This window comes from Chryseobacterium sp. 2987, assembly GCF_031456375.1.
In the GTDB taxonomy this organism is placed as follows: domain Bacteria; phylum Bacteroidota; class Bacteroidia; order Flavobacteriales; family Weeksellaceae; genus Chryseobacterium; species Chryseobacterium vaccae.
Map to the genome: position 1 here is coordinate 354,398 of NZ_JAVDUN010000005.1, position 20,088 is coordinate 374,485.

Below are 20,088 nucleotides of genomic sequence, written 5' to 3' on the forward strand. Positions count from 1 at the left end.
TTGAATAACCTATGAAAATCATTAAACATCTTCTGATAAGACTGCTGATCACCGCTGTTCCTCTGATCGGGCTGTATTTCTGGGCAGAAATGGCATTCAAAGCAAACAAACAAAAAGAACATCCTACCGATGTAGGAATGGGAGTTGCGTTGATGCTGATCTTTATATTAAGTGCTTTATTCTTTGGATTTATAACAGATTTGATTATCAGGCTGATAAAAAAAGATTACAAAGCAGCACTTACAGATATTCCGTTTCTTCTGGCTTTTATTGTCCCGATTCTTTACTTAAGCTGTTTATGGTCGGGTGGAGACGGTTTTTGTGAATGGCTAACCAATACTATTAACAAAATATGATATTAATTGCGGCAATAGTAATTTGTATAGTAATAGGTGGGCTTACTTACTTTAAACGTTCACCTAAAGCAATACTCATCACCATACTCCTGCTGTTGGGGGCAATGATCTGCTTTTTTTATTGGGCAGCTTCCAAAGAGAAAAAATATGGGATCTGCATTCCTGCTTATTTTAACAATGAAAAAAAAGACAGCCTTGTAATGTCTGATGGCGGAGAAAAACCTTCTGATGCAGAACGCGTTGTCCAGTGGAAAACAAAAGTATCTGTACAATCAGAAAGTTATGACTGGATACAAAAAGAAGAGACCTGGCAGATGTCACTGTGAATGTGAATACCCGTTTTGTGTTTTTTCAGTTCATCTGGTCTGTTTGAGATGCTCAGATGAAGAAGGAGAACCAGTTCTTTCATAACGACTATTATAAAACCCGTTCAGGAAAAATGAAAAAAATAGTATTGTTTGCCATAATTACCGCAGGAATATTCATTTCGAAGGCACAAACATTGACGCCATCCGGCATCTGGTATGATGTAATTCCGGCAAAGATGAATACAGATAGTCTTTTAACAAAAAAAGGATTTACATTGAAATATGGAGGTCCTAAAAAGCAGGGCGGAACTTTATATTGTTATGTCAACAAAAAAGCGGATGAATGGCTGTTTATCCATACCGATAAGAAGGAAGCCACCAGCCAGGTATCTTATCTGCTGCCTTCGTTAAAGAAATACCGGAAAAATCTGACCAGTAAAAAGCTGTTACTGCCAGGAGAAGAAGTAAGCGGAATGGGAAAAACTTTTCAGGAAAACAAAATATACTATCATCTTATCTATACTTTTCAAAAACCAGAAATACCTATTACAAGAGAATAAAACATGAAAATATTTAAATTGATATTGATTTTTGTTATGGTGGCCTTTGTACTTCTGTGCACAGGCACTTATTTCTATCCTGTACAATATGACAGCAATTGTCGTGACGGAAATATATACCGGTACAAAGCGGGAATTTACCAAATGATTACAGGAGTTTCTGGCAAAAAAGAATATAAAAAAATAGGCGGATTATCTATGTTTTTTGGAATTAAACCTATCATCTGTCCTGAAGAAATTGAAAAACAGCATTTTGAAGCAGTTGTAAAATCCATTGATAGCACCAATCAGATTTTAGACTGGAAACTTCAGAATAACGGACTGTGGATCAGTAAAAAAGGGGATTGGGCTATAAAGGAAATTATAGCGATAGGGCCGGAAGGAATGAAGCAGGCTGATCATTATATTAGTCAGATGGGATTTAATGATAATGAACCTCTGAAGGAGATCATTGATTCTGCTACTTTTCAAAAATTAAATACCAGCTTTTATAAAGATAAAAATCATGTTTACAGGTACTATGGAATGGTTTATGGAGGAAGTTTTTCTATTTTTCCGGAAGCGGATCCTGCTACATTTGAAGTATTAAACGAATGCTATGCGAAGGACAAAAGCCACATTTATGAATCACGCCAGGGAATACTGGACAATGTAGATTATAAAACGTTTAGAACTAAAAATACCCTGACAGGTTGTTTCGCAAAAGACCACAACGGATATTTGCAATGGGGAGACCGAATCTCTGAAGAAAATATGAAAGAGGAATATGTACAGAAAGCCATTAAAGAATTGAAATAATTTATTCCTGCAATTTCTAAGTCATGAAAAGAACACTATTTTCAGTTTTATTGTTTACGTTCAGCCAGATGAATGCCCAGACTGTTTATACAGGATCTATCGGCGATTATCCCATTGAAATGGTTATTTATGCAGGAGATGCTGTTTATTCTTATACTGATTTTGATGAACCGATTTCGCTGAATAATGGAACGATCAGCAATGGGAAACTTACTTTTTATGAAAAAGAAACAACTGGGAAAAAGCAGACCAGAGCAATTCTTACATTGGATCGTTTTTCTGAAGGGCAAAATACATTATCAGGGATCTGGAAAAATATCAAAACAAAAAATGAGCTGAAAATTAATTTAACGAAAAAATATGCTATTGAAAACGGTGAAAATATTCAGTGGAAAGGCAGAGAATTGTTACAGCCCGTTTCGGCAGGTAATACCTATTTCAAAGTGGTTGCTACCAAAGAAAAGGACCATTATTATCCCATGATTACATCCGTAAAGATATTTGAAAAGCGCACAGACAAGCTGCTGCAGGAGCTTGATGTTAGCTGTCAGCTCTGGGGATTAAATAATATAAGCATTGATGATTTTAACTTTGACGGGATTGATGATTTTTCTGTCTTTGAATCCAGTTATGCAGGCCCCAATACCTCCAGTATTTACTTTCTGTATAACAAAAAAACTCAGAAATATTACGAAAGCAGCTTCAGTGGAATTTCTTTGGAGTTTGATCCCGTTAAGAAAAGAGTTTATGAAAGAAATCAATGCTGTGCCGGAACTGTAGTCACAACGGTTGAGTATAAAGTTGCCAATAATAGTTTAATTCCGCTTGCTCAACACTGCTACCGCTGGAATGATAAAAAACAGAAGCTTGTGGAAAAGCCAATGAAAGAATGTCAGTAATTATTTTTCAATGAAAACGATTGAAAATCATCGGAATTTAATTCTTTTTTAATCATCAAAAGGCATACCCGGTCCAGCCCAGACTCATTCAGTACATAACAGAATAACTTAATCACTGAAAGTAGAATATAGTAAGAAAAAATAATAAGATTCACTTCTTAAGGAATTTTGAGGTACCTTTTATCCATTCATATAAGGCTTTTTTTGCGAATTGTAAACGGCATCAAGCGGATTGTAAATGAAAGAGGGAAGGGATGAAAATATTATCTACTTTTGAAATAAGAAACAACAGAAGTTCATCAGGAACCGGAATTATTTCTCGGTAACCGTTTAATGAAACACCTGTTTTTGACTGGTTTAAAAAACCAATGATTAAGTTCTTTGAAATAAATATAAAACGGAAAAAACAAAAAATGCTATTGCCCTATGAAGGCCATTGAAGTTTTACGGAACATTCTGATTGTATTTTGGATTTTGTTGCTGGCAGTGAATATTCTGCTGGTACTTCCAGAATACTGTGCATGCAGAAATATTTCTGAAAACGGAAAAGGAAAAACCATCTGGGGATATACAATAGACTGTATTGGGGATAATGAAGAATTTTCTCTGATTTTCTTTCAATGGATTGGCTGTTGGCTGATCGGAATAATGACCATAATCATTATACTGCATATAATTTATAAAAGGAAGAAAGGACATCTGAAGTTGGAAGAATAATAACCATGAAAACTTTTAGTTTTAAACAGAGCAATAAAGAAAGCGGTACTGTCAATTGCCGCAGTAAACCTGATGTAACAGGCGTGCCGCTTTTTACTTCCCGAAACCCTGATACATTATAAAAAATTAAAAACTATAACCATGAAAACTCATCATTAACAGCCCAATAAAAAAGCTGTTCTGAGTGAATTACCATTTATAAAAAAGAAGAAAGGAATAGACAAGCCTAAAGAATTAGTAACCATGACAACTTTTGTTTTAAACAGCACAAAAACTGCTCTGCCTTTTTACAACAGGACACCTGTTCGTAATTTCCTGCTGTTTTTCTTCTATTTTTATAACTGTTGACGGTAGGGCAGAAAAAACAAACAGCATCGGTACAAAGGGGAAATGCCGGTGTTGTTTTTACTACAGTTAATCTGTTTACAGTATTATATTGTAAACAATAGATAAAGGAAGTGTAGAGTTAAAAACTAATAACCATGAAAACTCTAAATTTTAACAAATTCATAAAAAGAGCAGCATGGCGCTGAATGTAATATGCTGCTTTTACTTCCTTCTATACTCCCTTTAATTAAAACAATAGGAAAAATACTGTATCTGAAACAATGAGACAGTTTTTCATAGATTACAAGTATTTAATAATGCTTATAATCCCTTTTTATATGATTTTTCTCTCGCAGACCCAGCAGATTGCACTGATGGTTGTGGTTTGTCAGAAATCTGCTCGTCTGTGGGAGAAAGATTAAGAAGTAAAGATCTTTTATGTTAATATTTTTTATTCTTCACGCAGATTTGGCAAAAAAGCGAATATGGTTGTGGTTTCATCAGTAATATGCCGGTCTGCGGAAGAATAAATTTAATCCGATTTTAAATCAAACTATGATACTGCTAATTTTAAATGTTTTCATAGAGAGTCTTAGATTCTTTATGATATAATTTTGTATTCTTTCCGCAGGTCAGACACCCTGTTGTATTATCTGCTGCCCTGCGGAAGAATCTAGCATTATTTCCTGTATTTATATGATCATTTCAAATATTTTCAAAGACTTTACTTATTTACTCCAGAAAATTTCATTCTTTAAAGATATCACACATTTTAATGGATCAGGTCCAAAACGTGGGGTAATTATTTCTCCCTACTTTTCAGACCAATCCACTTTAATCCTCAACATATTTATGTCTTGCAGCCTTCATTCCAAAATAAAACATGAGAACAACTGCAAAGCTTAAAAAATAGAAAGAACTTTTCCACGAAACATCCCAGTCATGTAGTTTTCCGAAAACCGGAGGTCCAAATGCAGCAATCAGGTAGCCTACAGACTGAGCCATTCCGGATATTTTCACCGCATTGGCGCTGCTTTTTGTTCTTGTTGAAAAAAACAGGATAGACAAACTGAAAGATAAACCATTAGAAATGCCGATAATTACCGCATTCACATAGATCCATTGTGATTGAAGCCATGCAAACATCATTGTGCTGATCAGCATCAGAACACAGATTAATACAATCAATATTCTCTGATCTTTCATCTTATTGGCAATGATAGGACTGCAGAACGTAATAGGAATCATGGTGATCTGGATTACAAAAAGTACCCAGCCTGTACTGTCTCCCTGCATATGATAATCGCTAAGGAATGAAGGAAGCCACGCCACCATACAATAATAAAATAATGACTGTAATCCCATGAATATACTGATATTCCATGCCTGAGCAGATTTGAACATATTAAAATCTGAATTGCTTAATGCTGCTTTTGTCTGATCCGGATTTTTTTTATTAAAAATAAGCTCCAGGATAAGTACAAATAGTCCCAAACCGGCAATAACCAGCCATATTCCCAGAGAACCACGCCATCCGAATCCCGTCCATTCACCAATTTTCACACTGAACCCTGAAGCCAGGGCCGCCGTAAGATTCATTGCTACAGCAAAAATACCGGTCATTAAACCAATTTGCTTTGGAAAATTATTCTTAACATACCCCGGTGTTACCACATTTCCGATACAAATTCCCAGTCCGATAAACACAGAGCCCAGAAATAACATCCAGACAGATCCTGTAATGCGCAGAAACAGCCCGAAACTCAAAATAATCAGTGAATACATCAAAAAACGGCTGATACTGAATTGGTGCGAAAAACGGCTCACCAATACAGAACACGTAGCAAACATAAATAAGGGAATAGAAGTAAGAAGGCTTACCTGGAAATTATCCAGCTTCATTGCATCCCGTATATCACCCAGTACCGGAGCTACCGAAATGATAGGAGACCTGAGGTTGCTGGAAACCAATATGACAACAAGTACATTAATGATCAGCAGGGCGTAAGACGCATTCTTTCTTGTTTCACTTTTCATGATGGAAATATTTAATGCAAAATTACTTCAGTATTTTTGTTTAATTTTGCCAAAGTTTTAACCTGAAACGACATGAATTCTCATAACAGTATAGACATTGATGAATTGAAAAAAACGTATTTTGTGTGGTTTGAAGAAGACTGGAAACATGATGATATTCTTCATTCTCATCAGAAAGGGCAGCTCGTCTATGTAGAAAGCGGTTTCCAATATATTACGATTGAAGGGAAAATATATTTGCTTCCACAGAATCACGCGGTATGGATTCCTCCCGGTGCTGTTCACAAGACCAATTCGCATTCTGAGAAAATAAAACTGATGATTATGTTTGCCAATGCTGAACCGGGAAGAACTTTTGATCAGGAAATCAATGTTTTCTCCGTTCCTCCGGTTTTAAAGGGAATGATTAAGTATGCTGAAAAATGGTCAAAAAATCAATCAATTGATCCTAATGAACAGATTTTTCTCAAAGCACTTTTCAATGAACTTCCTCATTTTGTAGAACATGCTATAAAGCTTCATATTGGCCTTCCGCAGGATAAGCGTCTCACAAAAGCCATCAATTATCTCCACAGCCATTACCGGGAAGATATAAGAATAGAAGATCTTAGTGAGATTTCCCTGTTTTCTCTGCGTACTCTGGAACGCATCTTTAAAAAAGAAACAGGCAGTACTCTGAACAAATACCAACAAATCCTCCGGATTATTAAAAGTATGGAGCTGTTGAGCTCAGGAAGCCTTACCATTTCTGAAATTGCTTACGAAACAGGATATAAAAGCGTACAGTCTTTTACAAGAAGCTTTTTGTCTGTAATGCAGTTCCGGCCTTCTGATTTTATAAAAAATATGAAATAAGACCTTTTTTAAAACAAAAAAAAATCTCCGGAGATTTTCGGAGATTTTATAATTATAATTAATTTTTTTAGAACTTAAATAAGCATTCACAAACGCTCATTTTTCCTTCAACTACAGTGCTCCAGGCGCCTGTCCAGGTTCCGCCGTAGGAAGCACATATCGCAGGACAAACTTCTTTAGCATCTTCATTGCTCCAGATAGGTCCTGCAAGAACATTCATTTTATACTCAGTGCTTCCGGATGGCTCTGTATCGTATTCAACTTCGATAACACTCATCGCACCTTCAACAATAGTGCTCCATTGTCCGGTAAATTTTCCTAAATGAGCCGCAGCAATACGGCCTCCTAGTTTCTGGGCTTCGTCGTTGCTCCAAAGCGGACCTGCAACGATGTTGATTTTAAATTTTGACATGATGTAAAGTTTTTGGGTTATTTAACATTACAAAGTTGTCACTTTAAAGAGAGATATACTACCGTAGAAAACACCAAATAATAGACTAGGTATTTTCACCTAAAGGAGAAAAAATAAGAAATCAGCTCCGAAAATAGAATTTCAGAATCCTAAAAAGGCATTTTCATTTAAATATTGAATAAATGATTATAGTTAAATAAACAAAAAAGGTCCCCGTAAAAGGGAGACCTTAAAAAAACACAAATGATGAAAAAAAATTATTTCGATCCACAAATATAAGCAAAAATTACATTATGCAAAACATTGTTTTGATATAATATTTTAAAAAATATTCATTCTAGATAAAAATAATGATTCACTAATCAATTCCTGTTATCATTTGCTTATTTACAAAATATTGGTGCCAGCAGAAAATCCTAAAGAAATAACCAAATTATGCAGATAGCTGAACAGAAAATGAAGGTATTGTGATTCTGCTCATAAAAAGCTACCCTTTATTTTCGTTAATTTATTCTGCCAAACCACAAAAATATGAAACCAAAATTAATTAAAGGAGTCCCGCAACAACATTCAGGTGGATTTCATGATACAGAAAGCCGGAAGCAGTATGAAGAAGCTCTTCTACCATTAAAGTTTGAAATGCTGAAAAAGAGATTTTTTTCAGTAAACAGATGGAAAAGCTATTGCGGTGAAGGCTTTGCTGATTTTAGGCTCCATGAATCGTCAGGAAAAGAAGTTGACCGAGATCCACAGAAAGGAGATTATATGAGGATTAACATTCCAGGACCTGGAGAAAGGGAGGCCAAAGGGTATGATTGGGTAGAAGTTACAGAGATCTGCTATTACCAGGATAATACATCAGAAAGAATACAGATAACCTGCCGGCCCTCCGGAGATCCCCAAATAAAAAATAAAGGCCACATTGCTCATTTTTACAGTGCCGGAGCGACCTCTACATTTATGATATCCAGAACTCCAGGCCATTTGAAAGCTGCAGTATATGGAAGAAATGAAACCCCTAATTTTAAAGCTAAGTTTATCGATGTGATCCGCAATCTAATGGTCGCAGCAGGAGGTATAATGGGAGTTTCAAAAATCCAGTGGAAACAGCTTGCTGATGGCTTTTTGGATTTTGACTGATATCGGAATATCTTTTTTTGACTTAAATCAAAGTTCCGGAACCGCCTTCTGCTTATTTTCGCCGCTTAAAAAATAAGCTATGGCAGAACTAGAAAAAATTATATGGATATCCATTATCTTAATCGTCATTATTTCGGTAAAAAACAGAATTAAACTGACGCTTCCTGTTCTGCTTGTATTGGCAGGACTTATACTCAGTCTTACAGGGCTGGTTCCCTCCATTGAAATGAGCCCGGAAATGATCTTTTATGTGGTATTGCCCCCAATTCTGTTTGATGCGGCCTGGAATACCTCAGTTCCGGATTTTAAAAAAGAATTTTCAAAAATATCTGTTCTGGCTGTAGGATTGGTATTTCTTACCACCACAATAATTGCTTTTGCCGTGCACAGCATGATTCCGGGATTTAGCTGGCCGCTCGCATTTATTCTCGGTGCTGTTGTTTCTCCTCCTGATGCAGTTGCCGCTACCAGTATCACAAAAAATCTTCCCATCCCTCAGAAACTGGTCACCATCCTTGAAGGAGAAAGCCTGCTGAATGATGCTTCAGCACTTATTGCCTATAAATGTGCCGTTGCAGCGGTTACCAGTGGAGTTTTCTCTTTCTGGGATGCAGGAACTCAGTTTATAACAGCAAGTCTGGGAGGGATCATAGCCGGACTGCTTCCCGGTTTCCTCTTTCTGAAACTTCACAGATATTTTAACGACCAGAGTAATGCGGAAACATTTGCTGTTCTGCTGTTGCCTTTTGCCGTATATAGCATGGCAGAACATTTACACTGCTCAGGAGTGCTGGCTGTTGTCACCCTTGGAATGTTTCTTTCTTGGAATTCATTTTTCATCTTCAGTGCAGGCAGCAGGATACAGATGGGGAATTTCTGGGAGGTGATCATTTTTGTATTGAATGGGCTGGTATTTCTTATCCTTGGAATGCAGCTGCCTGAGATAATAGCAGATATTCCGGTTTCCGGGCTGCCGGTTCTCATAGTATATGGATTTCTGATATTCATTATCCTCGTCGTCATCAGACTCTTTATTCTAGCTGTATTTCCCGTTTTTTCCGATAAGATTCCGGAAAATCGACACCGTTTTATGAACCAGACCAAAAAAGAATATCTTATTTTATCATGGTCGGGAATGAGGGGCGTGGTTTCGTTGGCAGCTGCATTAGCCCTGCCTTTTCATCATAGCATCACAATTGAACAGAGAAGTACACTCCTGTTCATCACTTTTGTTGTGATTCTTTTTACACTTTTGATACAGGGGCTTACCCTTCCGAAGCTCATCAGAATGATAAAACCTGTAGCACAGAACGTACAGAATGAAGAAATACTGAACAGACAGCTTCTCGAAAAATCAATCTTATTTCTGAGGAATTTTAAAAGCGAAAGTGCTGCTACACAGCATGCCCTGACAAAAATGACAGAAAAGCTGGAAAAAGAAGAAAAAGACATCCTTAACACTGAAAAAGATTCGGCCTCTACCGGAGATCAGGCTTTCCTTAAAAAAGTGTATTATGATCTGGAACTTCAGCTTGTCGGCCACCAGAGAAAAGAATTGATCAAAAGCTATCATACCGGCGAATTTTCCCTTGAAGTGATCCGTAAAAAAGAATGGGAACTGGATTTCTGGACGGCTACAATCCACCATGAAATGGAAACTCTGAGCAATAGTAGCATTTCTTCCGTTCAATGATTTTTTCTTTTTTGACTTAAGTCAAAGTTTTGCATTACCGCTTACAAGACATTTGCATCCGAATATTTTTATATACAAATTTATGAGTACAACATTAGAAAAAGGACAGACCCTCAGCTTCTATCAGGCCGCCGCACCCATCATTATATCGGTGTTCGGGGTTTACCTTACCATTGGAACAGCATTAGGTGTGCTGCCGGAGTTTGTTCAGAAGAATCTGGGCTTTGACAGTATTATGATAGGTCTTGTTATCGGGCTGCAGTCATTGTCAACTCTTTTAACACGGGCTTATTCCGGAAAGATCACAGATACAAAAGGAGCCAAGAACAGCAAAATGACAGGGGTAATCCTGGCTGTTATCGCTGGAATCGCTTATGTGCTGGCTGTATCATTTCAGAAAAATCCGGCATTGGCACTTTCGTTTCTGCTGCTGGCAAGAATTATTCATGGGGTAGGTGAAAGCTTTCTGGTTACTGGCGCTTTAACTTGGGGAATAGGTTTGGCAGGACCCTCCAATTCAGGAAAAGTAATGACATGGAACGGAATTGCCATGTACGCCGGGATTGCTATCGGGGCTCCGTTGGGTATCTGGATCAGTAAAGGATATGGCGATTTCCCAGCATTTATGCTTATTATTCTGCTACCTTTTGTAAGCTGGATCGCGACCATGAAATTACCTTCAATCCCAGTGGATAAAGATCACGTGAGAACCCCTTTCTATAAAGTTATCGGAGCTATTTCCGGGCAGGGGATCAGTCTGGCGTTTTCTTCCATGGCATTTGGATGTATCGCTTCTTTTATTGCTTTATTCTTCACAGAAAGGAACTGGGGTGATGCTTCTCTGGTTTTCATGACTTTTGGAGCCTGTTATGTTCTTACCCGGATCTTTTTTGCTTCTTTTCCAGATAAATACGGGGGCTTTAGAATTGCATTCATTTCTCTTATCATCGAGGTAATCGGACAGCTTCTGATCTGGACATCCGCTTCCAGAACAGGTGCAGTTATCGGATGTGGATTAACGGGAGTAGGATTTTCACTGGTTTTTCCGGCATTGGGAGTATTGGCCATTCAAAAAGTAAAACCACAGATGAGAGGAACAGCTTTGGGTGCTTATGTAGCTTTTGTAGATCTTTCACTGGGGCTTGCCGGTCCCGTTGCAGGGATTGTTGCCACTGGATTTAGTTATCAGACCGTGTATTTGTTTGGGGGAGTCAGCTGTGTTCTTTCTTTAATCATCCTCATGTTGAATAAAAAATAAAACAGATATGACCCCAAATTCTATAAAAACAGAAAAAATACGTTCTAAGTTTACTGTTAAAGGTAAAAAATTCCTGACCCCTCATTTTATCCGCGTGGCTTTTGAAATTGATGATCAGCAGGAAGAATTGCTGACTTATGTAAAATCGGGCTCCAATAATAAACTTTTTATTCCCGCAAAATCATTAATATCATCAGACGAAAAGCGAATCAAAGCTGATTGGGAGTTTATCACAAGAACTTATACCAATCGTAAAATTGATCTGGAAAACAGAGAGCTGTTGATTGATTTTGTCGCTCACGGAGACAACGGACCGGCCTCAGCATGGGCTTTAACAGCTGTTCCCGGTGAAACACTTGAAGTAGGAATGAAGCAAAGTTCCAGGCCGTTGGTTCCAGATGCCGATTTCTATCTGTTCATAGGTGATGCAACAGCCCTTCCGGTGATCTGTGCCATTGTAGAAGAACTTCCGTCTTACGTTACGGCAAAAGTACTGTTGGAAGTATACGGAAAAGAAGATGAAATGATCCTGTGTTCTGCCGCGGATGTATCTGTACACTGGCTGCATAATGCAGAACCTGAAAAAGGGAGCATACTTGCAGATACAGCCAGAAATATTGACCTTCCCGGAGGAATACTGAAAAAATACATCTACGCCGCCGCAGAATATTCCACAATAAAAGCGATTAAAGACTATTTCAAAACAGAATTGAACTGGGATCCTTATGGATTATACACCTGTTCATATTGGAAATCCGGACAGTCTGAAGAGGAAGGGAAACCTTAAGAAAACGAGGAAATACAGCCATTTATTGCTACATTTGCTGATAACTGATTCACATCAATGGAAGAACTGTTAAGCTCATATATTAAAAACAAAATATCGGTGACGGATGAAGAAATGAATACCATTCTTTCTTATTTTAAACCTATCAGACTGAAAAAGAATGAACTTCTTCTTACCAACGGGCAGACCAGCCAGCGGACTTTTTTCGTAGTAAAAGGCTGTCTCAGGATATTTTTCATCAATGAAGAAGGGCAGGACTCTACCCGGTATTTTGCTTTTGAAAATCAGTTTGCCACTGCGCTCGTCAGTTTTATTACTTCAGAACCTTCGGAGGAGTTTATTCAGGCCGTAGAAGAGTCGGAAGTGTATTACATAACTCACCAGAGTTTTTATCATTTACTTGATATTATTCCGCAATGGGAGAAATTCTACAGGATCTATCTTGAAATTGCCTATGTTACCAATACCAGACGACTGATGTCTTTTCTGGTTCAGGATGCGCTTGAAAAATACCGCCAGCTGCTGGATGAGAATCCGGTTATTGTACGCAGGTTATCCAATAAAATGGTGGCTTCCTATCTCAATATTTCCCAGGAGACCTTAAGCAGGCTGAAATCCAAGCTTTAAGTTTCTTTTGGCCAGAATCCATGTTTTAGAACAACACGGTTTTCCGATTTTGTAATTCTTAAATATTCAGATCATGAACAAATTAGATATTTTCATGGGAATTGTCCTGCTGAAAACTAAAATTGCAGCCCATACCTATCATTTAAAAATACAAAGTTCAGACTTTTTACAGCAGGGAAATACGGCTGAATTTTTCTTTTCCAATCCTTATTATGATCCGCAAAGTAAAGTTCATCAATATCCTTTCTGGAATTACGAACCCGTTTACCACACCGCTGATTTTGCTGTCCACACCTTCTCAGAAGAAACCTCCCAATGGATAAAAGCCGTTCAGGAAGGAGATACTGTATTTTTCAGACAAATATCAGACGCATCTGAAGCTGACGAAACAGGGGAACATTATTTCCTGATTGGCGATGTGACTTCATTATCCCGGTTATATGAGATCAACAGGACGTTATCCGTAAGTAAAACGGTCAGCAGCCTGATCTATGCGGAACAGGATGAAGAGCTCTTCCCCGACCTGGATCACAGTTTTCCCTTGAATTTTTTCATTTCAAAGCCTGTTAAACCAGAAAAGGTTATTGAGCATATCCGGTATCATTTCCCGGAAAATGCAAAAAATACCATCGCTTATATTTTAGGGAATGCATCAGTTACAGAAGTTGTTTCCAGGTACATCAGAAAAGATCCCTCGTTCAGAATTTTGAAAATATATTGATTACGGTTCAGGATAATAACTTTAGATATAGACAGGTTTTGAAATTAGAAAATAGAAGTTAGGAATCTGTTTGAATTCACTGTTGTTGGGTTTGCGCAAGGACGCTATTTTTTACCAGCTTTATGAGTATAAAAGGCGCAAAGATTTTATCTCCGATAAAATTTAATACTGCACGACTTGCCGAAAATCTTGGATTTTCTTTCGCCTTAAAAACGTTAGCATAATCAAAAACTTTGCACCCTTGCGTTTTCCAACCCAGAGACTGCCATCCTTTCAGCTTTCTTAGTCCGAACCTAATTTATTCTGGACTGAATCATAAAGAGAAAATTCTCAAAAAATTAATGTTAGACATTCTTTCCGGAAAAATTTAAGCCTTATATTTGCAGAACAATGTTAAAATGGTTTTCCATAGTATGCTCAATGATGTATGTGTTTGCTACCACTAATGCGGCGGAAGTACTCAAAGTACCTGTCTTCGTAGAGCACCTTATGGAATATGAAGGAAATTTTGCTGAATTTGTCATGGAGCACTATGACAATCACAAAAAAGATTCCGACTGGGATACAGACCAGAAACTGCCATTTATTAACCCTCCGGTTGTATTAATGGTACAAGCCCAGCTTCCGGAACTCAACTTTCAGATCGAAAAACCTAAGGAAATCATTATTTCCCAGAAAAAAACATCTTATCAGGAAAAAGACTTTCCCAGTCTTTATCTTTCCAGAATTTTCCAGCCTCCGCGGCAGTCTTAATGGTCCTTTATATTAAAAATTAATGCTTAAGCTTTAAGCAGTCAATTCTTATTATCCATTAATTAATCCGTTGTACATAAAAGTACTTTTTCCGCTTTAAACACTGAAAATGGTGTGGAATAACTTGTCCTTGTAAAGGAATATTACATACCATGTTTGTTCTTCAAAACTAAAGCATTTACAATTTTAGCTGAAACAAAAGTCTGAAAAGGGCTTTATAAAGTACACCGGATAATCAATCCAAATTTTTCATGTTAAATAAAATTATTGAGTTTTCTGTAAAGAATAAACTCATCATTGCTCTTTTTACCATCGGGCTTATCCTTTTTGGGGTTTATGAAACTACGAAGCTTCCTATCGATGCTCAGCCGGATATCACCAACAACCAGGTACAGGTCATTACCACAGCCCCGTCTTACGGAGCTGCAGATATTGAAAGGCTGGTAACATTTCCTATCGAACAGGCTACAAGCAATATCAGCGGAATTACCGAGCTGCGAAGTTTTTCACGTTTCGGACTGTCTCTGGTAACTGTAGTTTTTGATGATAATACAGATGTTTACTGGGCACGCCAGCAGGTACAGGAACGTCTTCAGCTTGTTCAGGAAAATATTCCGGAAGGGATTGGAAAACCGGAACTGGGACCTATCTCAACAGGTCTTGGTGAAATTTTCCAGTATGTTGTACGGGCTAAAAAAGGTTACGAACATGTATATGATGAAACAGAGCTCAGAACCATCCAGGACTGGGTAATCAGACGTCAGCTTTTAGGAACAAAAGGAGTGGCAGATGTCAGCAGCTTTGGAGGAAAACTGAAACAGTATGAGATTGCTATCAATCCTAATAAACTTCAGGCCTTCAATATTAATATTAATGATGTATTTGCAGCGCTGGAAAAGAATAACCAGAATACGGGTGGCGCTTATATTGAGAAAAAAGAAACTGTACTTTTTATCCGTAGTGAAGGACTTTTAGGGAGTACGGAAGATATCGGAAATATTCAGGTGGCAGATACGAAAGAAGGAATTCCGGTACACATTAAAGACGTAGCATCCGTAAAAATCGGATTTGCAACCCGTTATGGTGCGATGACCTACAATGACACAGGAGAAGTTTCCGGAGCAATTGTCCTGATGCTGAAAGGTGAAAATGCCAATGAAGTGATCGGGAATATTAAGCAGAGGCTTGAAAAGATTCAGGAGTCACTTCCCGAAGGAGTAGTAATAGAACCTTTCCTTGACCGTGCAAAAATGGTAAACAATACCATCAGTACTGTAAAAACAAACTTAATGGAAGGGGCCTTGATCGTTGTTTTCATTCTCGTTCTGTTTTTAGGAAACTTCAGGGCAGGACTGTTGGTAGCGTCGGTGATCCCTTTATCCATGCTTTTTGCCATTATTATGATGAATATTTTCGGAGTAGGAGGCAACCTGATGAGCCTCGGTGCTCTTGACTTCGGACTCATCGTGGACGGGGCCGTCATCATTGTGGAATCTGTACTTCACCAGCTCGCGCATAAAAAACATTTCGGAAAAGATAATATTCTCAGCAAAAAAGAAATGGATGCCCAGGTTTCCGGTTCTGCTGCGAAAATGGTGAACAGTGCTGTTTTCGGACAGATTATCATCCTGATTGTATATCTTCCGATCTTTACATTACAGGGAATTGAAGGCAAAATGTTCAAACCTATGGCACAGACTGTTGCATTTGCCCTGGTTGGTGCGTTTCTTCTTTCATTAACGTATATTCCGATGATGAGCTCCTTGGTACTGAGCAGAAAGAAAAAAGTAAAAGATAATATTTCAGATAAGGTAATGGCCAAAGCAGAGGCTGGTCATCAGAAACTCCTGATCAAAGCCCTTAAATATAAAAAATCAATCATTTTTGGGGTATTGGTTCTTTTTGCGGGTGCTGTTGTTACACTTTCCAGGATGGGAGGAGAATTTATTCCGTCATTAGAAGAAGGTGATTTTGCCGTTGAAATGAGGATTCTTCAGGGCAGTAATATCAATGAAACCAAAAAAATAACTACGCAGGCCGCCGGAATTTTATTAAAGGAATTTCCCGAAATAGAAAAAGTAGTTACCAAGATCGGAAGTGCCGAGATTCCTACAGAACCAATGCCAATGGACGCCGGAGATATGATCATTGTTTTAAAGCCTAAAAAAGACTGGACCTCTGCAAAATCTTTCCCAGAGCTTTCTGAAAAAATGAGTAAATCCCTTCAGGTTATTCCGGGGCTTACTACAGGATTTCAATTCCCCGTACAGATGCGTTTTAATGAGCTGATGACCGGAGCACGCCAGGATGTGGTATGCAAAATCTACGGTGAAGACCTGGACAGTCTTGCGGTTTATGCGAAAAAGCTGGGAAGTATTATCAATACGGTAAAAGGAGCTCAGGATCTTTATCTGGAACCTGTTGTAGGAGCCCCACAGGTCGTTATTGATTATAACCGGGCAGAACTTTCCCGTTACAATATTTCTGTGGCAGAAATCAACAGGGTGATCAATATGGCTTTTGCAGGGCAGACAGCCGGAGCCTTGTATGAAGGAGAAAGGAAGTTTGATATCGTCGTGCGTATGGATAATGAGCATAAGAAAGATATTTCAAGCATTCAGAATCTTTTGGTTCCTACGCCTTCCGGTGAACAGATTCCTTTGTCTCAACTGGCCAGAGTGGAACTGAAAAACAGCCCTAATCAGATCCAGAGAGAAGATACCAAGAGAAGAATTGTGGTAGGATTCAATGTACGCGGAAGAGATGTTCAGAGCATTGTGGAAGAGCTTCAGCAGAAAGCAGATAAAAGTCTTAAACTCTCATCAGGATACACGATCTCTTATGGTGGTGCTTTTGAAAATCTGAATGAGGCCAAAGCAAGACTGGGAATTGCTGTTCCGATTTCCCTGGTTATGATTTTCCTGCTGCTGTTCTTTGCGTTCGGTTCGGTAAAACACAGTCTTCTGATTTATACAGCTATTCCATTATCGGCGATTGGCGGAGTTTATTTTCTTGCTTTAAGAGGAATGCCGTTCAGCATCAGTGCCGGAGTTGGATTTATCGCACTTTTCGGGGTTGCTGTACTTAACGGAATCGTTTTAATATCAGAATTCAACCGCTTAAAAAACAATGGAATACAGAATACAAGCAGAATTGTACTGATGGGAACGAGAATTAGGTTGCGTCCGGTTCTGATGACCGCTTTTGTAGCTTCCCTGGGGTTTCTTCCGATGGCATTAAGCAATGGGGCAGGTGCAGAAGTACAACGGCCATTGGCAACCGTAGTGATCGGTGGTCTTATGCTGGCGACACTCCTTACCTTATTTGTCCTGCCTATTCTTTACGTCCTGTTTGAACATATTAATAAAAGTAAAATGAAATTTTCAAAAAAAGTAAACTATAAAAAGCTGTCTGTATTCGCCTTACTTCTTTCATTTGGGGGAGTCAGTGCTCAGGAGACCATTACTTTTGAGCAGGCTCTGGAAAAGGCCTATCAGCAGAACGGAACTTTAAAGAGTTCAAAATTAATATCTGATTATCAGGAAAAGCTGAAAGCCAGTTACCTTGATATTCCACAGCTTGAACTTTCCGGAGCTGTAGGACAGATTCAGGGGCAGGAAACTGATAACTCGTTTACCATATCACAGAGGTTCAGCTTTCCGACCGTGTATTCAAAAAGAAAACAGCTTTTGAATGCGGAATGGAATGCCAGTATAATTAATCAGAAACTTACAAAAAATCAGCTTACAAAAGAAGTTTCTGATGTATTTTACAGGATTTTAACTCTTCAGGAAAAAAAGAAAGTCCTGGAATACATCAGCGGTCTGTATAATCAATTTTCAGAAAAAGCAAGTCTGAGACTGAAGAAGGGAGAAGCCAATATCCTGGAAGAATCAACAGCTGTCTTACAGAAAGAACAGGCCGGAATACAGCTGAATTCCCTTGAAAACGATCTGAATATCGCCAAACTACAGCTTCAGTTACTCCTTCAGTCCGAAATACCTTATCAGCCGGTAGCAGATAAAGTGCTGATGGGTGTAAATCTTCAGCTTTCCGATGACCAGGTAAAGCAGCATCCTGAACTGCAATATCTTCAACAACAGATTAAAGCCGGTGAAGCTGAAGTTCAGCTGGAAAAGAGCAGACTTTTGCCCGAACTTATGATTGGATATACCAACCAAAGCATGAAAAACATCAATAACAGCCGTTTTAATTCTGTTCAGGTGGGTGTGGGAATTCCTGTATTTACTAAAGGTCAGCGGGCCCTGACTAAGGCTGCCGAAGCTAAAATCGTTGTTACCGAAAATCAGTATCAGCGTAAAGAAATTGAGCTTAAAAACAGGCTTTCACAGCAGATCAGTAATTATATGAACCTGGAAAAGATCATTGAAAACTATGAACAGAAACAGCTTCCTAAATCCGAAACGATTCTGAATGCTGCGCGGAAGCAGATGGAGGTCGGGGAAATCGATTATCTGGATTGGGTAATTTTAGTCAACCAGGCTGTTAAAATCAAAGCAGATTATATCGACCAGCTGGAAAAGCTGAACCAAACCGGAGCGGAACTTAATTTCTTAATTTCAAAATAACAACGGAATGCATTTCAAAAAAATATCAATATATAGTCTTTGTCTAACCTTAGTTTTATCTTCATGCTCCGGGAAAAAGGAAGAAGAAAAAACTGTTTACGAGAACAAAAAATTTGCCCAAGGCAATGAAAATACGGTTCATCTTTCGGAAAAACAGCTTCAGTCCGTAGGATTGACTACCACTTCCATCCATAACAGAAATATGGAAAAATTGGTAAGGCTGAATGGAAAGGCAGAAATTGCTCCGTCACATATCAGCTCGGTTTCCAGCATTATGGGCGGACATATCAAATCGATTAATGTGATCAGTGGAAGCCGTTTCAGTAAAGGACAGGTTCTTGCGGTAGTGGAAGACCCTCAGTTTATACAGCTTCAACAGGACTATCTGGTCACCAGAGCCCAGCTGGAATCGGCAAGACTGAATTTAAATCGCCAGAAGGATCTTAATACAAGCAAAGCCAGCAGCGATAAAACCTTACAGACGGCTCAGGCAGATTATTCCACGCTTAATGCAACCTTAAAAGGGCTGGAGGAAAAGCTTAGAATTATCGGGATCAGTGCCAAAGGACTGAATTCCGGAAATATCAGAAGCAGAATTAATGTGTATGCCCCTTTCAGTGGTTTTGTAAGCAAAATCCTGGTGAATAACGGACAATATGTAAATCCTTCCGATACTTTATTTGAACTGATTAATCCAGCGGGACTATTACTGGAATTAAAGGTATTTGAAAATGATGTGAATGATATCAAAACAGGGCAGGAGATCCTGGTATACAGCAACCAGAATCCTGAATTGAAATCCAATGCCAAAATCATAAGCGTTGTTCCGAATATCGAAAACGGAGGCTCTGCTACGGCTATAGCTCAATTATCGACCGCCAATTCCGAGTTTGTAAAAGGAATGTACATTAATGCTGAAGTGGTGATCAGCAGCCGTTATACGGAAGGATTACCCAATGAATCTGTGGTGTCTTTTGAGAATAAAAACTATGTTTTCGAAGACCTTGGTAAGTCACAGTATAAAATGATTCCTGTAACTGTCGGAATTTCAGATGATCAGTTTACAGAAATCTTAAAAGCGGAACATCTGAAGAATAAAAAAATAGTACAGAAAGGAGCCTACGGCCTGCTGATGATGCTTAAAAACAAAGCAGAGTAAAGGTACTTCATCTATTTCTTATACTTATAAAGCAAAAGAGAAACAGTTTCAGGCTGTCTTTTTTGCTTTTTTTGTTTATACTTTTATGATGC

General features: G+C 38.4%; 18 protein-coding genes. 16 read left to right on the top strand and 2 right to left on the bottom strand.

Going from position 1 to position 20,088, the window contains the following annotated elements; translation table 11 throughout:
- Positions 1-11: 11 nt before the first annotated feature.
- From J2Y40_RS17055 to J2Y40_RS17080, 6 genes are all read left to right on the top strand, one after another.
- On the top strand, positions 12-356 hold the full coding sequence (locus J2Y40_RS17055; RefSeq protein ID WP_153392266.1) for a hypothetical protein: 345 nt from the start codon (positions 12-14) through the stop codon (positions 354-356).
- Positions 353-682, top strand: coding sequence for a hypothetical protein (locus J2Y40_RS17060; RefSeq protein ID WP_153392268.1), 330 nt, complete (start codon positions 353-355; stop codon positions 680-682). The genes J2Y40_RS17055 and J2Y40_RS17060 overlap by 4 nt, the downstream gene beginning before the upstream one ends.
- A 56-nt stretch (positions 683-738) precedes the next feature.
- Complete coding sequence (locus J2Y40_RS17065) at positions 739-1,224, top strand: hypothetical protein (RefSeq protein WP_310000302.1); 486 nt, start codon at positions 739-741, stop codon at positions 1,222-1,224.
- Between the two features lie 3 nt (positions 1,225-1,227).
- Positions 1,228-2,022: a DKNYY domain-containing protein gene (locus J2Y40_RS17070; protein ID WP_310000304.1), complete on the top strand. Its 795-nt coding sequence runs from the start codon at positions 1,228-1,230 to the stop codon at positions 2,020-2,022.
- Positions 2,023-2,045: 23 nt separating this feature from the next.
- Positions 2,046-2,921 carry an XAC2610-related protein gene (locus J2Y40_RS17075; protein WP_153392274.1) on the top strand — a complete coding sequence of 292 codons (876 nt, stop codon included), beginning with the start codon at positions 2,046-2,048 and terminating at the stop codon, positions 2,919-2,921.
- A 426-nt stretch (positions 2,922-3,347) separates the two neighbouring features.
- Entirely contained in the window at positions 3,348-3,638 is a 291-nt protein-coding gene (locus J2Y40_RS17080) for a hypothetical protein (RefSeq protein ID WP_310000307.1), read from the top strand.
- Between the two features lie 1,161 nt (positions 3,639-4,799).
- Here J2Y40_RS17080 and J2Y40_RS17085 read toward each other — a convergent pair.
- Positions 4,800-6,002 carry an MFS transporter gene (locus tag J2Y40_RS17085; protein ID WP_310000309.1) on the bottom strand — a complete coding sequence of 401 codons (1,203 nt, stop codon included), beginning with the start codon at positions 6,000-6,002 and terminating at the stop codon, positions 4,800-4,802.
- Positions 6,003-6,074: 72 nt separating this feature from the next.
- Here J2Y40_RS17085 and J2Y40_RS17090 point away from each other — a divergent pair, with 72 nt between their 5' ends.
- Positions 6,075-6,857, top strand: a complete 783-nt coding sequence (locus J2Y40_RS17090; protein WP_310000311.1) for an AraC family transcriptional regulator — start codon at positions 6,075-6,077, stop codon at positions 6,855-6,857.
- Between the two features lie 67 nt (positions 6,858-6,924).
- Here J2Y40_RS17090 and J2Y40_RS17095 read toward each other — a convergent pair whose 3' ends face one another.
- Positions 6,925-7,269, bottom strand: a complete 345-nt coding sequence (locus J2Y40_RS17095; protein WP_153392281.1) for a mannan-binding lectin — start codon at positions 7,267-7,269, stop codon at positions 6,925-6,927.
- Between the two features lie 531 nt (positions 7,270-7,800).
- Between J2Y40_RS17095 and J2Y40_RS17100 the strand changes: the two genes are divergently transcribed.
- The 9 genes from J2Y40_RS17100 (at position 7,801) to J2Y40_RS17140 (ending at position 19,996) form a co-directional block, all read left to right on the top strand.
- Positions 7,801-8,409: a hypothetical protein gene (locus tag J2Y40_RS17100; protein WP_310000313.1), complete on the top strand. Its 609-nt coding sequence runs from the start codon at positions 7,801-7,803 to the stop codon at positions 8,407-8,409.
- A 79-nt stretch (positions 8,410-8,488) separates the two neighbouring features.
- Positions 8,489-10,102: a Na+/H+ antiporter gene (locus tag J2Y40_RS17105; protein ID WP_310000315.1), complete on the top strand. Its 1,614-nt coding sequence runs from the start codon at positions 8,489-8,491 to the stop codon at positions 10,100-10,102.
- A gap of 82 nt (positions 10,103-10,184) precedes the next feature.
- Positions 10,185-11,360, top strand: coding sequence for an MFS transporter (locus J2Y40_RS17110; protein ID WP_310000318.1), 1,176 nt, complete (start codon positions 10,185-10,187; stop codon positions 11,358-11,360).
- 7 nt (positions 11,361-11,367) lie between these two features.
- Complete coding sequence (locus tag J2Y40_RS17115; protein ID WP_310000320.1) at positions 11,368-12,147, top strand: siderophore-interacting protein; 780 nt, start codon at positions 11,368-11,370, stop codon at positions 12,145-12,147.
- Between the two features lie 57 nt (positions 12,148-12,204).
- Entirely contained in the window at positions 12,205-12,774 is a 570-nt protein-coding gene (locus J2Y40_RS17120; RefSeq protein ID WP_310000322.1) for a Crp/Fnr family transcriptional regulator, read from the top strand.
- Between the two features lie 73 nt (positions 12,775-12,847).
- Positions 12,848-13,495 carry a hypothetical protein gene (locus J2Y40_RS17125; protein ID WP_153392291.1) on the top strand — a complete coding sequence of 216 codons (648 nt, stop codon included), beginning with the start codon at positions 12,848-12,850 and terminating at the stop codon, positions 13,493-13,495.
- Between the two features lie 390 nt (positions 13,496-13,885).
- Complete coding sequence (locus tag J2Y40_RS17130) at positions 13,886-14,248, top strand: hypothetical protein (RefSeq protein WP_153392293.1); 363 nt, start codon at positions 13,886-13,888, stop codon at positions 14,246-14,248.
- Between the two features lie 251 nt (positions 14,249-14,499).
- Positions 14,500-18,837: a CusA/CzcA family heavy metal efflux RND transporter gene (locus J2Y40_RS17135; protein ID WP_310000326.1), complete on the top strand. Its 4,338-nt coding sequence runs from the start codon at positions 14,500-14,502 to the stop codon at positions 18,835-18,837.
- Positions 18,838-18,844: 7 nt separating this feature from the next.
- Positions 18,845-19,996 (top strand): efflux RND transporter periplasmic adaptor subunit, encoded by a 1,152-nt coding sequence (locus J2Y40_RS17140; RefSeq protein WP_310000328.1) that lies wholly within the window; start codon positions 18,845-18,847, stop codon positions 19,994-19,996.
- The last annotated feature ends 92 nt before the right edge of the window (positions 19,997-20,088 follow it).

What these genes read in the sequence shown, in the direction of transcription:
- J2Y40_RS17085 (WP_310000309.1), bottom strand. Translation starts at nt 6,002, where the DNA reads ATGAAAAGTGAAACAAGAAAGAATGCGTCTTACGCCCTGCTGATCATT.
- J2Y40_RS17080 (WP_310000307.1), top strand. Translation starts at nt 3,348, where the DNA reads ATGAAGGCCATTGAAGTTTTACGGAACATTCTGATTGTATTTTGGATT.
- J2Y40_RS17055 (WP_153392266.1), top strand. Translation starts at nt 12, where the DNA reads ATGAAAATCATTAAACATCTTCTGATAAGACTGCTGATCACCGCTGTT.
- J2Y40_RS17070 (WP_310000304.1), top strand. Translation starts at nt 1,228, where the DNA reads ATGAAAATATTTAAATTGATATTGATTTTTGTTATGGTGGCCTTTGTA.
- J2Y40_RS17065 (WP_310000302.1), top strand. Translation starts at nt 739, where the DNA reads ATGAAGAAGGAGAACCAGTTCTTTCATAACGACTATTATAAAACCCGT.
- J2Y40_RS17115 (WP_310000320.1), top strand. Translation starts at nt 11,368, where the DNA reads ATGACCCCAAATTCTATAAAAACAGAAAAAATACGTTCTAAGTTTACT.
- J2Y40_RS17090 (WP_310000311.1), top strand. Translation starts at nt 6,075, where the DNA reads ATGAATTCTCATAACAGTATAGACATTGATGAATTGAAAAAAACGTAT.
- J2Y40_RS17120 (WP_310000322.1), top strand. Translation starts at nt 12,205, where the DNA reads ATGGAAGAACTGTTAAGCTCATATATTAAAAACAAAATATCGGTGACG.
- J2Y40_RS17135 (WP_310000326.1), top strand. Translation starts at nt 14,500, where the DNA reads ATGTTAAATAAAATTATTGAGTTTTCTGTAAAGAATAAACTCATCATT.
- J2Y40_RS17140 (WP_310000328.1), top strand. Translation starts at nt 18,845, where the DNA reads ATGCATTTCAAAAAAATATCAATATATAGTCTTTGTCTAACCTTAGTT.
- J2Y40_RS17105 (WP_310000315.1), top strand. Translation starts at nt 8,489, where the DNA reads ATGGCAGAACTAGAAAAAATTATATGGATATCCATTATCTTAATCGTC.
- J2Y40_RS17125 (WP_153392291.1), top strand. Translation starts at nt 12,848, where the DNA reads ATGAACAAATTAGATATTTTCATGGGAATTGTCCTGCTGAAAACTAAA.
- J2Y40_RS17095 (WP_153392281.1), bottom strand. Translation starts at nt 7,269, where the DNA reads ATGTCAAAATTTAAAATCAACATCGTTGCAGGTCCGCTTTGGAGCAAC.
- J2Y40_RS17075 (WP_153392274.1), top strand. Translation starts at nt 2,046, where the DNA reads ATGAAAAGAACACTATTTTCAGTTTTATTGTTTACGTTCAGCCAGATG.
- J2Y40_RS17130 (WP_153392293.1), top strand. Translation starts at nt 13,886, where the DNA reads ATGTTAAAATGGTTTTCCATAGTATGCTCAATGATGTATGTGTTTGCT.
- J2Y40_RS17110 (WP_310000318.1), top strand. Translation starts at nt 10,185, where the DNA reads ATGAGTACAACATTAGAAAAAGGACAGACCCTCAGCTTCTATCAGGCC.
- J2Y40_RS17060 (WP_153392268.1), top strand. Translation starts at nt 353, where the DNA reads ATGATATTAATTGCGGCAATAGTAATTTGTATAGTAATAGGTGGGCTT.
- J2Y40_RS17100 (WP_310000313.1), top strand. Translation starts at nt 7,801, where the DNA reads ATGAAACCAAAATTAATTAAAGGAGTCCCGCAACAACATTCAGGTGGA.